We start from the raw sequence: 15,527 nt of genomic DNA, 5'->3' as shown, positions 1-15,527 counted from the left end.
ATGTTTTTGTAATCGATTCATAAGTATTTTTAAAGAACGCTGTTAAAACCGCTGATAATTCCTTTTAATATAGAAGGAAAGTGTTATAATAAACGCAAGCTTAAGAAATGTAGAAATCCATCAAATGGGAGCGCATGTATGTTAAAAGGAAAAGAAGCAACTGAAAAACCAGATTTTAAAGCAACATCAATTCGTCGTATTGGAGCAGCTATTTTATATGGAATGCTAGCAAGTATTGGAATTAATTTTTTCTTAGTACCCGCTAAAGTCTATTCAAGTGGAATCACCGGTTTAGCGCAATTATTATCAAAAATTTTAACAGATTATATCCACTTGAATTTATCTATTTCAACATTAATCCTCTTATTAAATTTACCCTTAGTATTTCTTTCATGGAAAAAATTAGGCAGTAGTTTTACTTGTTATAGTTTGATTTCGGTGATTGCCTCTTCCATCTTTTTGAAGATCGTTCCTGTTATGACGATTACCACAAATCCATTAGTCGCCGCAATTTTTGGTGGTGGATTGTGTGGAATGGGTGTTGGAATTTGTTTGCGATATGGACTTTCAACAGGTGGCGTTGATATTATAGCGGTTGTCATTCAGCTAGCAACAGGTCGTAAAGTCGGGCAATTAGGCTTTCTAGTTAATGGGATGATTTTGATTGTAGCAGGCTTTTTATACGGTTGGGAATTAGCCTTATATAGTATTATTGCCATCTATGTTAATGCACATATGGTTGATTTTTTCCATACACGACAACAAAAAATGACCGTGACGATTATTACGAAAAAATCAGAAGAATTAGAAGAGGCGCTGACTTCGAAGTTTATTCACGGGGTGACAGTTATTGATCATGGTTATGGCTTATATACAAAAGAACCTGTAAAAATGTACATTACTGTTGTCTCAAAATATGAATTGTTTTATTTGGAAGCACTCGTTCAAGAAGCAGATTCTAAGGCCTTTGTAAATGTGCAACAAACAACAGACCTAGTCGGTAATTTTAGGCAAATATAAAAAAATAAGAAACTTGATTTAAGAGAAGACGATCCTTTTAAATCAGGTTTTTTTTGTAAAAAAATTTTTAGATTTTTTAAGGGTTATTTATTGACCTTTTTTGACCAATAGGTGTATAATTGACTCAAAGATAAATTTAAGGGAGGTTACAAACGTATGGATTTAGAAAAATTAACATCAACGATGCAACAAGCTTTAGGAGACGCTAGAGAAATTGCGATTACAAGACACAATCAAGATATCGACATTGTTCATCTATGGAAAATCTTTTTAACACCTGATCATTTTGCAAGAGGATTGTATCAAGATCTTGGTTTAAATATGAACCAATTTGAACAAAAAGTTGATGCAGAGTTAGATCGTTACCCATCGATTGAAGGCGGAAATGTTCAATATGGACAAGGTCTTAGCCAAAATTTATACAATTTACTAATTGAAGCAGATAAAATCAGAGAAAGCTTTAAAGATGAATACACATCTACTGAAACAGTAGTCCTTGGTTTAATGAAATTAAAAAATTATTCTTTGACAAAATATTTGAAAGAACAAGGAATTACTGAAAAAGCTTTAAAAGAAGAAATCGAAAAAATGAGAGGAGGAGAGCGTGTGACATCTCAAAATCAAGAAGAACAATACCAAGCACTAGAAAAATATGGAACAGACTTAGTTCAAGCCGTAAAATCAGGGAAACAAGATCCTGTTATTGGACGTGATGAGGAAATTCGAGACGTTATTCGGATTCTATCTCGTAAAACAAAAAATAACCCAGTCTTGATTGGAGAACCTGGGGTTGGTAAAACCGCGATTGTTGAAGGCTTAGCGCAACGAATCGTTCGAAAAGACGTGCCGGAAAACTTAAAAGATAAAACGATTTTTTCATTAGATATGGGCGCATTAATTGCAGGTGCTAAATTCCGCGGTGAATTTGAAGAGCGTTTAAAAGCGGTTTTAAAAGAAGTGAAAAAAAGCGATGGTCGTATTATTCTCTTTATTGATGAAATTCATACAATCGTAGGCGCTGGTAAAACAGAAGGTAGTATGGACGCTGGGAACCTATTAAAACCAATGCTGGCTCGTGGTGAGTTGCACTGTATTGGAGCAACAACATTGGACGAGTACCGTGAGTACATGGAAAAAGACAAAGCCTTAGAACGTCGTTTCCAAAAGGTCTTAGTAAATGAACCAACCGTTGAAGATACAATTAGTATTTTACGTGGGTTAAAAGAACGCTTTGAAATCCATCACAGTGTGAATATCCATGATAACGCCTTAGTTGCAGCCGCTACTTTATCAACTCGTTACATCACAGATCGTTATTTACCAGATAAAGCGATTGATTTAGTTGATGAGGCTTGCGCAACAATTCGAGTTGAAATGAATTCAATGCCAACGGAACTAGATCAAGTGACAAGACGTTTAATGCAACTAGAAATTGAAGAAGCGGCTTTGAAAAAAGAAAATGACGATGCAAGTAAGAAACGTTTAAACTTGTTACAAGAAGAATTGGCAGATTTAAGAGAACAAGCCAACCAATTGAAAATGAAATGGGAAACCGAAAAAGAAGAAGTGTCTAAATTACGTGATAAACGTGCCGAACTAGACCAAGCACGTCGCGAACTTGAAGATGCAGAAAGTAGCTACGATTTGGAACGTGCTGCAGTCTTAAGACACGGTCAAATTCCCGCTCTAGAAAAAGAGCTAGCTGAAATCGAACAAGAAGGTGCTAGCTACAAACAAGAAAATAGCCGTTTAGTACAAGAATCAGTCACTGAAAATGAAATTGCAGAAGTAATCGGCAGAATGACCGGTATTCCAGTTTCTAAACTAGTTGAAGGCGAACGAGAAAAACTATTGCAACTAGGTGAAACCTTGCATAAACGCGTGATTGGTCAAAACGAAGCTGTTGATAGCGTAACAGACGCGGTTATTCGTGCCCGTGCAGGCTTACAAGACCCTAGTCGTCCGTTAGGTTCGTTCCTATTTTTAGGACCAACAGGTGTTGGGAAAACAGAATTAGCTAAAGCTTTAGCAGAAAACTTGTTTGATTCAGAAGACCACATGGTTCGAATTGATATGAGTGAGTATATGGAAAAACACAGCGTTTCCCGTTTAGTTGGTGCGCCTCCTGGTTATGTAGGGTATGAAGAAGGCGGACAATTAACAGAAGCAGTTCGTAGAAGTCCTTACACTATCGTTCTATTAGATGAAATTGAAAAAGCTCATCCCGATGTTTTCAATATTTTATTACAAGTATTAGATGATGGTCGCTTAACAGATTCGAAAGGACGCGTCGTTGATTTTAAAAATACTGTTTTAATTATGACAAGCAATATCGGTTCTAACTTATTATTAGAAGGAACTGATGCAGAGGGTCACATTGAACCAGCGGTGGAAGATGAAGTAATGACCTTATTAAAAGGCTCCTTCAAACCAGAATTTTTAAATCGAATTGACGATACCGTCTTATTTACGCCACTTAGCCTAGAAAATGTGAAGGGCATCATCGTTAAAATGACGAAAACATTAAGCCAACGTTTAGCGGATCAAGAAATTTTATTAGAAGTTTCTGAAGAAGCTCAAACATGGATAGCAGAAAATGCCTATGACCCAATCTATGGCGCAAGACCATTGAAACGCTTCTTAACCAAAGAAGTGGAGACGCCGCTTGCAAAAGAAATCATCGCAGGTCGCGTTTTACCAAAAACCAAAGTCATTGTAAGTTTGTTAGACAATCATTTGGTTTTTGAAAACATTGCTTTAAGTGATGAAGAATTTTCAGAAAATAGTTAAATTAAAAAGACCTAGAGGAATTTGCTCTAGGTCTTTTTTGTTAATTCTCAGTTTTAGCAGGGGCAGATTCGTTGACAACCGCACCGATTCCAAGACAAATCAGTCCAGCAATCAAACCAATGATTGTAGCTGTTTTGAAATCATAGGTACCATTTACAAGCGCACTACCGATGTAGTTGACAGCTTGTCCAACAGCGAAAGCCCAGAAAAAAGTGGTTAAATATTTCATAGTTTTGCACCTCTTTTCATTCGCCTTCATTTTATCACATTCTCCCTAATTGTAAAGAATTATCTCAAAGTTGGAAAAAAGAAGATGTTCGATTGCGAATCCTTCCTATTACAGGGTATAATAAACAAGAGAAAAGCGAATAGGAGTGAAAAAAATGTCTTTTGTACAGTTACAAGTAATTAGCGCATACAGTTTATTAAAAAGTACCACTTCTATTGAACAGCTTGTTATTTGTGCGAAAAAAAATGGCTACCAAGCAATCGCCCTAACCGATTATAATGTCTTATACGGCGTTGTTGATTTTTATAAAGCTTGTTTAAAACATGAAATCAAACCTATTATTGGTTTAACGATAGAAGTAACCGGTGCAATGCACCCAGAAACAACGTATCCAATAGTTTTATTGGCAAAAAATTACCAGGGCTACCAAAATTTAATGGCTTTATCAACCAAAAAAATGCTAGTAACAGATCATCAAGTTTTGGAATATCAACTATTAAAAGACTATTCAGAAGACTTGATTGCAATCACCCCAGGAGAAACGGGTGAAATCGAGCAAGCCCTTTTAAATCACCACCTTGAAGATGCCCAGCAAATGGTATCCAACTGGTTAGCTATTTTTGCTAAAGATCAATTTTATCTTGGCGTTCAACTTCATCAAACGTTAAGGGATATTAATGAGGAACTGCAAGGACTAGCACAACAACATCAAATCAAAACGGTTGCCATGCACGATGTGCGTTATTTATCACCAAATGATGATTTTAGCACAAAAGTTTTACGTGCAGTTGACGAAGGCATCAAATTAGATTTAAGCATCACTTCAACAAGTGGCCCTTATTATTTGCCAACCGTTGAGACCATCGAAGCGAAATTTAGTGAAGCCGGGTTGACAGAAGCGGCGCAAGAAACAGAAAAAATTGCCAATACCATTCAAGTCGAGATTCCACTACATCAACACTTATTACCAAAATTCCCATTAAAAGAGGGGCAAGAAACGGCTGGTTTTTTACGAGAACGTTGTTTTGAAGGGTTAAAAAAACGCGTTCCAGCAGCAGATGAACGTTATCAAAAACAATTAGAGCATGAATTGACAATCATCCATAAAATGGGATTTGAAGATTACTTTCTGATTGTTTGGGATTTAATGGCATACGCCCACCGTTCGAAGATTATCACAGGTGCTGGTCGTGGTTCAGCAGCGGGCTCCTTGGTTTCTTATGTGCTGGAAATCACCGACGTCGATCCAATCGAATTTGATTTATTATTTGAGCGTTTCTTGAATGAAGAACGTTATACAATGCCTGATATTGACCTAGATTTTCCTGATAATCGTCGAGAAGAAATGCTTCAATATGTTAAAAATAAATACGGACAAGATCATGTCGCACAAATTGCCACATTTGGAACCTTAGCTGCTAAAATGGCCTTGCGAGATGTGGCACGTGTTTTTGGTTTAAACCAAAATGAAGCCAATGTTTGGTCAAAAGCAATCCCGAAAGTTTTAGGAATTACGTTAGAATCAGCCTACAAACAATCCAAATCACTCCAACAACTCGTTGCAGAAAATGACAAAAATAAATTGCTTTTTGATACAGCAAAAAGAATAGAAGGTTTACCTCGCCACATCTCAACTCATGCGGCTGGTGTAGTTATTAGCGATCAACCACTCGTTTCACTAATCCCTTTGCAATTAGGAAGTGGAGAAATTCATTTAACACAGTACGCGATGGGAAATGTCGAAGAAATTGGCCTGTTAAAAATGGATTTTTTGGGTTTACGAAACCTTCAAATCCTAGACAACGCTATTCAATTAGTCAAGCAAGAAAAGGGGATAGTGATTGATTTACATCAAATCCCAATGGATGACGAAGAGACCTTAACTATCTTTAGAAAAGCAGATACATCAGGTGTATTTCAATTTGAATCGACAGGTATTAAAAATGTCCTTCGAAAACTAGGGCCAACATCCCTTGAAGATATTGCCGCTGTAAATGCTTTATACCGTCCAGGTCCTATGGAACAAATCGACCTGTTTATTGACCGTAAAAAAGGCAAAGTCGCGATTGCTTATCCAGATGATAGTTTAAAGGATATTTTAGGAGTCACGTATGGCGTGATGGTCTATCAAGAACAAGTGATGCAAGTCGCTTCGAAAATGGGTGGTTTTACTCTTGGGCAAGCAGATATTTTAAGAAGAGCCATGAGTAAAAAAGAAAAATCAGTAATTGACAGAGAACGAGGACATTTTATTGAAGGTGCTTTGGCGAAAGGCTATAGTGAAGAAACAGCGGCAACCGTCTATCAATATATTGAACGCTTTGCGAACTATGGTTTCAACCGTTCACATGCAGTAGGATATGCTTTTATTGCCTATCAACTTGCGTATTTAAAAGCACATTACCCTCATGCCTTTTTTGCCGCCTTATTAAATTCGGCTATGAATAATCCAACAAAAATTAAAGAATATCTACTAGAAGCAAAAAAACGTAAAATTGACGTTTTCGCTCCAGATATCAATAAAAGCTTTTATGTTTTCTCATTAAAAAATGGCGCGATTCAATTTGGGTTAGGCAGTATTAAAGGTGTGCGACGCGATATGATTTTAGAAGTGATTCGCTTAAGAAAAGAATATGGACCTTATCGTGATTTAATTGACTTTTTACGAAAAATTGATCCGAAGTGGTTGAAATTTGAGTTGATTGAACCTTTTATTTATGCAGGCGCTTTTGATTCATTTGAGTACCCTAGAGGCGTGTTAATTGCGTCTTTGGAAGGGATTATTGATAACATTAAAATTAGTGGCAACAACGAAACTCTGATAAAATCGTTAGAGCCAAAATATGAAGTAGCACCAGATCTGACATTAGATACACGCTTAGAAAAAGAGGAAGAATTTTTAGGTGCCTATCTTTCAGGGCATCCGGTTGAGCGTTTTGAAAATGTTCGTTTTTTAAAACAAGCAGGCTATATTAAAGATTTGCAAAGCAACCAACTGGCTAAAATTATAGGTGCTGTGAAAAGCAGTCGTTTGATTCGAACTAAAAAAGGCGAGCAAATGGCATTTGTGGTGATTAACGATCAATCAGGGGAATGCTCGATCACACTTTTTCCAAAAACCTATCGTCAGTACGCGAAATATTTAGAGAAAAACAACATTCTTTATATTGAAGGCAAGGCTGAGGAAGGTTTGCAAGAAGAAAAACAATTAATCGTTAATAAAATAGAAGATGCGAGTGAGTTAAGTAAGAAAAGTAGTTTCGATAAGCTCTTTATACGTGTTCAATCAGATAAAGAAGAAACGGAAACGTTGAATGAAATGCATCAAATTTTAAAAGCTGAAACTGGGAATGTACCTGTTATTTTATATTATGTTGAATCCAATAAAAAAATCGTTTTAAATGACACTGAATGGGTAACTATTTCAGAAGGCTTATTGTCTCGATTAGAAGAATTACTAGGAAAACAAAATATTGTTTGGCAAAAAGGAACTTAATTTTCAAAGAAAACGGTTCAAACAAAGAAAAAACGGACTTTTTTTGAAAATTGCTCATTTTGAAAAGACAATTGCTAAGAAAAGTGTTAGAATGTTGATGTGAGCTTTTAAGTTTGTCATGAAACAACACGTTTTGGCAACTCAATGACAAATGAAAAGGTTTAGGAAGCCGTAAAAAATAACATGACTGTTTAGGGATTATTTTTTACAATAATAACGTATGAGGTGAGAGGTATATGAAACGTATCGCTGTTTTAACAAGTGGTGGAGACGCTCCTGGTATGAACGCTGCCGTTCGCGCGGTTGTTCGTAAAGGAATCTACGAAGGTATGGAAGTTTATGGAATCAATTATGGTTTTGCTGGCTTAGTAGCAGGCGACATTCGTAAACTATCAATTAGTGATGTAGGAGATATGATCCAACGAGGAGGAACATTCCTATATTCTGCACGTTATCCTGAATTTGCCACTGAGGAAGGCCAATTAAAAGGGATCGAGCAATTGAAAAAATTTGGTATTGAAGGATTAGTTGTGATTGGTGGCGATGGTTCTTATCATGGAGCGATGGCTTTAACAAAACATGGTTACCCAGCAATTGGTTTACCAGGCACAATCGATAATGATATTCCAGGAACTGATTTTTGTATTGGATTTGACACAGCCACAAACACGGTTTTAGAATCAATTGACCGTATTCGTGATACTGCAACAAGTCATGTTCGTACTTTTATTATTGAAGTAATGGGACGTGATGCTGGGGATATCGCTCTTTGGGCTGGTGTTGCTGGTGGAGCAGAACAAATCATTATCCCTGAAAAAGATTTTGATATGGCAGAAGTTGCTAAAACAATTCAAAAAGGCCGCGATCGTGGTAAAAAACACAGTTTAATCGTGGTTGCAGAAGGCGTAATGGGTGGCAATGAGTTTGCTGATGAATTAGCAAAACATGGCGATTATCATGCACGTGTAACAGTTTTAGGACATGTTCAACGTGGTGGAGCACCAAGCGCTCGTGACCGTGTACTTGCTAGTACTTTTGGTGCACATGCTGTTGATTTATTGAAATCTGGAAAAGGTGGACTTTGTGTTGGAATTCGCGACAACAAACTTGTGGAAAATGACATTATCGACGTCCTTGAAAATGGCAAACATAAAGCCGATTTATCTTTATACCAATTAAATCAAGAAATTTCTTATTAAGCGAAGCATAACTTCTAACCTCTTACTAATCCTAGGCGGTTAAAAATAAATTTTGGGAGAGATAATTAAATTATGAAAAAAACAAAAATAGTATGTACGATTGGACCTGCAAGTGAATCAGTAGAAACATTGGTGAAATTGATTGAATCAGGCATGAACGTTTGTCGTTTAAACTTTTCACATGGTGATTTTGAAGAGCACGGAAACCGTATCAAAAACATTCGTGAAGCATCAAAAATCACGGGTAAAATGGTTGCGATTCTTTTAGATACAAAAGGTCCTGAAATCCGTACGCATGACATGAAAGATGGAAAAATTGATTTTTCAACTGGCGATGTTGTTCGTCTTGCAATGACGCAAATCGAAGGAACAAAAGAAAAATTTTCAATTTCATACCCAGAATTAATCAACGATGTAAACCCAGGGTCACACATTTTGTTAGATGATGGTTTAATCGATTTAGAAGTAACAGATATCGATAAAGCAGCAAATGAAATCGTAACAGTTGTTAAAAATGCTGGAACATTGAAAAATAAAAAAGGTGTGAATGTACCAAACGTATCAATCAATTTACCAGGAATCACTGAAAAAGATGCAGCAGATATCCGTTTCGGTATTGAAAACGATGTTGATTTTATCGCAGCAAGCTTTGTACGTCGTCCAAGTGACGTTTTAGAAATCACTCAAATTTTAGAAGAAAACAATGCAACACACATTCAAATCATTCCTAAGATTGAAAACCAAGAAGGTGTGGACAACATTGATGAAATTCTAAAAATTTCTGATGGTTTAATGGTTGCTCGTGGAGATCTTGGAGTTGAAATCCCAACTGAGGAAGTTCCAATTGCTCAAAAATTATTGATTTCAAAATGTAACGCTTTAGGTAAACCAGTTATTACTGCAACTCAAATGCTTGATTCTATGCAAAAAAATCCACGTCCAACACGTGCTGAAGCCAGTGATGTTGCCAATGCGATTTTTGATGGAACAGATGCTATCATGCTTTCAGGTGAAACAGCTGCTGGGGATTACCCAGTTGAAGCCGTTCAAACAATGAACCGCATTGCAATCCGTACGGAAGAAGCATTAGTAAATCAAGATGCATTTGCATTAAAAGCATATAGCAAAACAGATATGACGGAAGCAATTGGTCAATCAGTTGGTCACACTGCACGTAACTTAGGAATTCAAACAATTGTAGCTGCTACTGAATCTGGTCACACTGCACGTATGATTTCTAAATACCGTCCTAAATCACATATTGTTGCAATTACATTTACAGAACGTCAAATGCGCGGTTTAGCTCTTTCATGGGGTGTTTATCCTCAAGTAGCTGAAAAACCAAGCTCAACAGATGATATGTTCAACCTTGCAACTCGTGTTTCTCAAGAATCAGGATTTGCTAAAGAAGGCGACTTAATCATTATCACTGCTGGTGTTCCAGTGGGTGAACGTGGAACAACGAACTTAATGAAGATCCAATTAATTGGTTCTAAATTAGCTACTGGCCACGGTGTTGGTACGACTTCAGTTATTGCGAAAGCAGTTGTAGCAACTTCTGCTGAAGAAGCAAACAAAAATGCAATTGATGGCGGAATCTTAGTTGTTAAAACAACTGACAAAGATTACCTTCCTGCAATTGAAAAATCAGCTGCTATCGTAGTTGAAGAAGGTGGCTTAACTAGCCATGCTGCAGTAGTTGGAATTGCTATGAGCATTCCGGTTATCGTTGGCGCAACAAATGCAACATCATTAATTAAAAATGATGAATTAATCACTGTTGATTCTCGTCGTGGAATCATTTACCGTGGTGCTACAACAGCTATCTAAATTTTAAAAAAGTTAAAAACTCATAAATCAGGTATTTCTGATTTATGAGTTTTTTTATTTACATAATAAAATTATGGTAAACTAATTATTTTTCTTTCCTTCTTTCGATTTTTTCGTTAAACTAGTTAGAGAGAATAAAGGAGTGAGAGCGTTGTTAGAAAGTTGGCTATTTTTAGGTATTATTTTAATCATTGCATTAATTGCAAAAAATCAATCGTTGATTATTGCTACAGCATTTATTTTACTAATTAAATTAATTCCTCAAACAGATAAATTATTAGAAATGGTTCAATTGAAAGGGATAAATTGGGGAGTTACGATTATTACCGCTTCTATACTAGTCCCAATTGCAACAGGTCAAATAGGATTTAAAGATTTACTTGAAGCGTTTAAATCCCCCGTGGGTTGGGTAGCAATCCTTTGTGGAATCGGAGTATCATTACTATCAAGCAAAGGAGTGGGCTTACTGTCTGCTAGTCCAGAAGTAACAATTGCCTTGGTGTTTGGAACCATCATGGGAGTTGTTTTGTTAAAAGGTGTTGCAGCAGGACCTGTTATTGCGGCAGGTTTGACCTATTGTATTTTACAAATTTTGCCTTTTACGAAGTAATGACTCAGATTTTAAAAGGATTCGATAGGCAAGAGAGCCATTCTACGCTATAATAGAACAAGAAGAAAATGATGGAGGCACAATAATGAATCAATCCTTAGGTACAGTTGTTACGGGAATCGTAACAGATGAAAATGATAAATCTTATTTTATCCAAAAAGATGGTGTAACATACAAATTAGCTAAAACAGAAGAAACAAACTATGAATTAGGTGACCCAGTAGAAGGTTTTGTATACATTTCAATGAATAAAGACTTTGTTATGACACAGACGATTCCTAATGTTCAAGTTGGAAAGTTTGCTTGGGGAATTGTTATAGATACGAGAAAAGACTTAGGTGTCTTTGTAGACATTGGTTTGCCAGACAAGGAAATGGTCGTTTCTTTAGATGAACTTCCAACTGAAAAACATTTATGGCCTAAAAAAGGCGATCAGTTATTGATTGGCATTCATGTTGATGCAAAAGACCGTATGTGGGGAACTTTAGCGCCAGAAGAATTTTACTACTCAATCGCTAAAAAAGCGACAGACGAAGAAGCGTTAAAAAATAAAAATATTAAAGGTACTGCGTTCCGTTTGAAGGTAGTGGGCACTTATTTAATCATGGAAGAAGATTATTTAGGTTTTGTACACCTTAGTGAGCGAAAAGATGAGCCGCGTTTAGGTGAGGTCGTTGAAGGCCGTGTTATTGGAGTTCGTGAAGATGGGATTTTAAATATTTCGTTGATGCCTCGTGCTCACGAAGCAATTGAAGACGATGCTGGTATGTTACTAGCGATTTTAGAACGAACCCGTACAGGCAGTTTCCCTTACACAGATAAAAGCGATCCAGAAGAAATTAAAGAACGTTTTGGAATCAGTAAAGGTCAATTTAAACGTGCGTTAGGAAATCTAATGAGACAACGCAAAATCATTCAAATAGATGGTGAAACTCGCTTAGTTGAATCGCCAATTGAGAATGAAAGTGAGTAAAGTCTCATAAAAATGTTCAATAACACTTAAATTGATTGCAATTAGATTGTAATTTTTATAAACTAGAAGAGAAGAATGTAGAAGTCAGATTATAAAGATTATAAATAAGAGAGGCTATTACTTTGAAAACAACAGAATCTCCTTTACTAAAAATCAAAAATCAATTACATGAAGCAGGTTTCAAATTAACGCCACAACGGGAAGCAACAGTAGCGGTTTTACTTGAAAAAGAAAAAGACCATTTAAGCGCTGAAGAAGTTTACATGCTTGTTAAAGAAAAAAGTCCAGACATTGGTTTAGCGACAGTTTACCGGACACTAGAAATTTTAACAGAATTAAATATTGTCAATAAAATCAGTTTTAACGATGGTCTAGCTCGTTATGACGTTCGTAAAGAAGGCGCAAAACATTTCCACCATCATTTATTATGCATTGAGTGTGGAAATATTGAAGAAGTTCATGAAGATTTACTTGAAGAAATTGAACCAATTGTTGAAAGTCGTTTCCATTTTATCGTAAAAGATCATCGTTTAACTTTTCATGGGATTTGTCAAGAATGTCAAGAAAAAGGGAAACACTGAGCAACAATTAAAAATGAGAGAAACAATTGACTTTGTTGGTTGTTTCTTTTTTTCTTAACAAAACACTGTTGGAGGTGACGAAAGTGGAGAACGATTTAACAGAGTATCTGCATTATTTAACGATTGAAAGAGGTCTTTCCAAAAATACAATAGAAAGTTATCGTCGTGATTTAATAAGCTATATTGAATTTTTGACTATGAATCAAGTCAAAAATTGGTCGGAAGTTGATCGTTATTTAGTTCTTACTTTTTTACAGCAATTAAAAGACGAAGAAAAAGCAGCTGGTACTGTGATTCGAATGGTATCTAGTTTAAGAAGATTCCATCAATTTTTAAAACAAGAGAGACTATGTGATACAGACCCCATGTTGCACATCGATACGCCTAAAAAAGCTCAAACTTTGCCTAAAACACTGTCAATGAAAGAAGTCGAATGCTTGATTGAAACACCGGACACGAATACTACTTTAGGGTTAAGAGATCGAGCGATGTTAGAGGTGATGTATGCAACTGGATTACGGGTCAGCGAATTGACAGAGCTAAAACTAAGTGATTTACATTTATCGCTAGGGTTAATTCAGACAATTGGAAAAGGGGACAAGGAACGGATTATTCCACTTGGTGATTTGGCGATTGAATGGATTGAAAAATACATGAAATATAGCCGAGTTAAGCTTGAAAAACCTGGAAAACGTGAACTAAATCTATTTTTAAATCATCATGGCAAAGGTTTAACGAGACAAGGCGTTTGGAAAAATTTAAAAGCGATTGTGAAAAAAGCAGGAATTGAAAAAGAGGTAACTCCTCATACTTTACGACATTCATTTGCAACCCACTTGTTAGAAAACGGAGCTGACTTACGAGTTGTTCAAGAGTTATTAGGACATGCAGATATTTCAACTACTCAAATCTACACGCATATCACCAAGCAACGGATGACGTCTGTATACAAAACCTATCATCCGAGGGCATAAAAATAAAAAATCGTTGAAAATAGAACATTCTTTTAGCTAGTTAGATTGTGAAAATGTCAAGATTATGGTAAAGTTAAATGAGCAATTTACGGGGATTGAAATGGGGAAAATAAATGAATTTAACTAAACTACCAGGTACAATGACAATCAATACTGAAGATCATCTAACGATTGGAGGAATTGACACAGTTTTACTTGCTGATAAGTACCAGACGCCATTATTTGTTTACGATATCGCTTTAATTCGAGAACGTTGTCGAGAGTTTAAAGAAACTTTCGAACGTAAACAAATCAATGCACAAGTAGCTTATGCTAGCAAAGCCTTTTCATGTTTAGCGATTTATCAATTGATGGCTCAAGAAGGAATGTCTCTTGACGTAGTTTCAGGTGGAGAATTGTATACGGCTATTCAAGCAGGTTTTCCAAGCGAGAAAATCCATTTTCATGGAAATAATAAAACAATGACAGAAATCAACGCCGCCTTAGATTATCAAATTGGCTGCTTTGTTGTAGATAATTTCAATGAATTAAACTTGTTGAATCAGTTAGCAAGTAAAAAAGAAGTCATTGTCAAAATTTTACTTCGTGTAACGCCTGGCGTAGAGGCACATACACATGATTATATTTCAACTGGACAAGAAGATTCAAAATTTGGGTTTGATTTAATGAATGGTCAAGCTGAACAAGCAGCGATTCAGGCAATAGAAATGTCAAATGTTGACTTAATTGGTCTTCATAGCCATATTGGATCACAAATTTTTGAATCGGATGGTTTTTTAATGGCAATTGATAAGTTATTGTCAAAAACAATTGACTGGCAAAATACTTTTGGCTTTAAACTAAGTGTGTTAAATTTAGGTGGTGGATTTGGCATTCGTTACACGGAAGAGGATCAACCGTTAGCTATTCCTGAACTGATGGAGTCGATTATCGACGAAGTTATTTTGAAAACAACAGAATTGGGCGTTGAAATGCCTGAAATCTGGCTAGAACCAGGCCGAAGCTTGGTTGGTGATGCTGGAACTACTTTATATGAAACGGGCTCACAAAAAGAAGTTCCAAATGTGCGGAACTATTTGGCTGTTGATGGGGGAATGTCCGATAACATTCGACCAGCACTTTATGATGCAAAATACACTGGAGTATTAGCAAATCGGGTGACCGAACAGCCAACAGAAACCTATTCAATTGCAGGGAAATGTTGTGAGTCAGGAGATATGTTGATTTGGGACTTGCCACTGCCTAAAGTACAAGAAGCTAACCTTTTAGCTGTCTTTAGTACAGGCGCATACGGCTATTCAATGGCGAGTAACTACAATCGTATTCCTCGTCCAGCAGTTGTTTTCGTTGAAAATAGTGCTGACTTTTTAGCAATTCGACGTGAAACATATGCAGACGTGATGCAACTTGATATTCCTTTTCCAACAGAATAGACACGAATGGAGGTTCATCAATGCTAATTAATTATAAAAACGATTACGAAAAAATCATGATGGGGCTACTATCCTTTATTCCTGATTTAAAAGACGTGAGTCGCTTGAAATCGGAAATCGAATGGTATGAAGCGGATGAAAATCGGCAATTATATTTATGGCGTAGTGAGGAAAGTACAGACATTATTGCAGTTGTAGGTGTAGAAATAAGTGAGGAAATGGTCTTACTTCGTCATATTTCAATCAATCCTTCGTATCGTAAAGAAGGGATTAGCTATCAAATTATTAATGAACTTGAAAAAAAAGCACCAGATAAAAAAATAATTGGTACGTTAGAAACAGCTCCAATTGTAGCAAAATGGGAGCAACAAAGAAGTGAATAGAAACTAGGT

The 15,527-nt window shown here is 36.3% G+C and carries 12 protein-coding genes; 11 read left to right on the top strand and 1 reads right to left on the bottom strand.

Annotated features, from left to right (window positions below; genetic code table 11):
- Positions 1 to 138 precede the first annotated feature (138 nt).
- Positions 139 to 1,020 carry a YitT family protein gene (locus tag AC07SW_RS01030; RefSeq protein WP_051915630.1) on the top strand — a complete coding sequence of 294 codons (882 nt, stop codon included), beginning with the start codon at positions 139 to 141 and terminating at the stop codon, positions 1,018 to 1,020.
- Between the two features lie 156 nt (positions 1,021 to 1,176).
- On the top strand, positions 1,177 to 3,810 hold the full coding sequence (gene clpB, locus AC07SW_RS01025; protein WP_034569498.1) for an ATP-dependent chaperone ClpB: 2,634 nt from the start codon (positions 1,177 to 1,179) through the stop codon (positions 3,808 to 3,810).
- Between the two features lie 40 nt (positions 3,811 to 3,850).
- Here the strand turns inward: clpB and AC07SW_RS01020 are convergent, their stop codons facing one another.
- A complete protein-coding gene (locus AC07SW_RS01020; RefSeq protein ID WP_034569501.1) occupies positions 3,851 to 4,039 on the bottom strand; it encodes a YjzD family protein in 189 nt (62 codons plus the stop codon).
- Between the two features lie 154 nt (positions 4,040 to 4,193).
- On the opposite strand from AC07SW_RS01020, the gene dnaE reads away from it, so the two are divergent.
- The 9 genes from dnaE (at position 4,194) to AC07SW_RS00975 (ending at position 15,518) form a co-directional block, all read left to right on the top strand.
- Positions 4,194 to 7,535 (top strand): DNA polymerase III subunit alpha, encoded by a 3,342-nt coding sequence (gene dnaE, locus AC07SW_RS01015; RefSeq protein ID WP_494632094.1) that lies wholly within the window; start codon positions 4,194 to 4,196, stop codon positions 7,533 to 7,535.
- A 236-nt stretch (positions 7,536 to 7,771) separates the two neighbouring features.
- Positions 7,772 to 8,734: a 6-phosphofructokinase gene (pfkA, locus tag AC07SW_RS01010; RefSeq protein ID WP_034569506.1), complete on the top strand. Its 963-nt coding sequence runs from the start codon at positions 7,772 to 7,774 to the stop codon at positions 8,732 to 8,734.
- Between the two features lie 72 nt (positions 8,735 to 8,806).
- Positions 8,807 to 10,564, top strand: coding sequence for a pyruvate kinase (gene pyk / locus AC07SW_RS01005; protein WP_034569508.1), 1,758 nt, complete (start codon positions 8,807 to 8,809; stop codon positions 10,562 to 10,564).
- Positions 10,565 to 10,715: 151 nt separating this feature from the next.
- Complete coding sequence (locus AC07SW_RS01000) at positions 10,716 to 11,174, top strand: DUF441 domain-containing protein (protein WP_034569510.1); 459 nt, start codon at positions 10,716 to 10,718, stop codon at positions 11,172 to 11,174.
- An 85-nt stretch (positions 11,175 to 11,259) separates the two neighbouring features.
- A complete protein-coding gene (locus AC07SW_RS00995) occupies positions 11,260 to 12,147 on the top strand; it encodes a CvfB family protein (RefSeq protein ID WP_494632093.1) in 888 nt (295 codons plus the stop codon).
- 122 nt (positions 12,148 to 12,269) lie between these two features.
- Positions 12,270 to 12,728, top strand: coding sequence for a ferric iron uptake transcriptional regulator (fur, locus tag AC07SW_RS00990; protein WP_034569515.1), 459 nt, complete (start codon positions 12,270 to 12,272; stop codon positions 12,726 to 12,728).
- Between the two features lie 83 nt (positions 12,729 to 12,811).
- The gene (gene xerD, locus AC07SW_RS00985) at positions 12,812 to 13,702 is read left to right on the top strand and encodes a site-specific tyrosine recombinase XerD (protein WP_034569517.1); all 891 of its coding nucleotides are present in this window, start codon (positions 12,812 to 12,814) and stop codon (positions 13,700 to 13,702) included.
- Between the two features lie 113 nt (positions 13,703 to 13,815).
- On the top strand, positions 13,816 to 15,135 hold the full coding sequence (gene lysA, locus AC07SW_RS00980; RefSeq protein ID WP_311780124.1) for a diaminopimelate decarboxylase: 1,320 nt from the start codon (positions 13,816 to 13,818) through the stop codon (positions 15,133 to 15,135).
- Positions 15,136 to 15,155: 20 nt separating this feature from the next.
- Positions 15,156 to 15,518 carry a GNAT family N-acetyltransferase gene (locus tag AC07SW_RS00975; protein ID WP_034569522.1) on the top strand — a complete coding sequence of 121 codons (363 nt, stop codon included), beginning with the start codon at positions 15,156 to 15,158 and terminating at the stop codon, positions 15,516 to 15,518.
- Positions 15,519 to 15,527: the final 9 nt, after the last annotated feature.

The sequence above is a fragment of the Carnobacterium sp. GW821-FHT04C06 genome (assembly GCF_059420345.1).
This window is presented reverse-complemented; position numbering and strand designations above follow the sequence as displayed.

Excerpts from the sequence above, each read along its gene's own strand:
- AC07SW_RS01020 (WP_034569501.1), bottom strand. The coding sequence starts at position 4,039 with ATGAAATATTTAACCACTTTTTTCTGGGCTTTCGCTGTTGGACAAGCT.
- dnaE (WP_494632094.1), top strand. The coding sequence starts at position 4,194 with ATGTCTTTTGTACAGTTACAAGTAATTAGCGCATACAGTTTATTAAAA.
- AC07SW_RS00975 (WP_034569522.1), top strand. The coding sequence starts at position 15,156 with ATGCTAATTAATTATAAAAACGATTACGAAAAAATCATGATGGGGCTA.
- pyk (WP_034569508.1), top strand. The coding sequence starts at position 8,807 with ATGAAAAAAACAAAAATAGTATGTACGATTGGACCTGCAAGTGAATCA.
- lysA (WP_311780124.1), top strand. The coding sequence starts at position 13,816 with ATGAATTTAACTAAACTACCAGGTACAATGACAATCAATACTGAAGAT.
- AC07SW_RS01030 (WP_051915630.1), top strand. The coding sequence starts at position 139 with ATGTTAAAAGGAAAAGAAGCAACTGAAAAACCAGATTTTAAAGCAACA.
- clpB (WP_034569498.1), top strand. The coding sequence starts at position 1,177 with ATGGATTTAGAAAAATTAACATCAACGATGCAACAAGCTTTAGGAGAC.
- pfkA (WP_034569506.1), top strand. The coding sequence starts at position 7,772 with ATGAAACGTATCGCTGTTTTAACAAGTGGTGGAGACGCTCCTGGTATG.
- AC07SW_RS00995 (WP_494632093.1), top strand. The coding sequence starts at position 11,260 with ATGAATCAATCCTTAGGTACAGTTGTTACGGGAATCGTAACAGATGAA.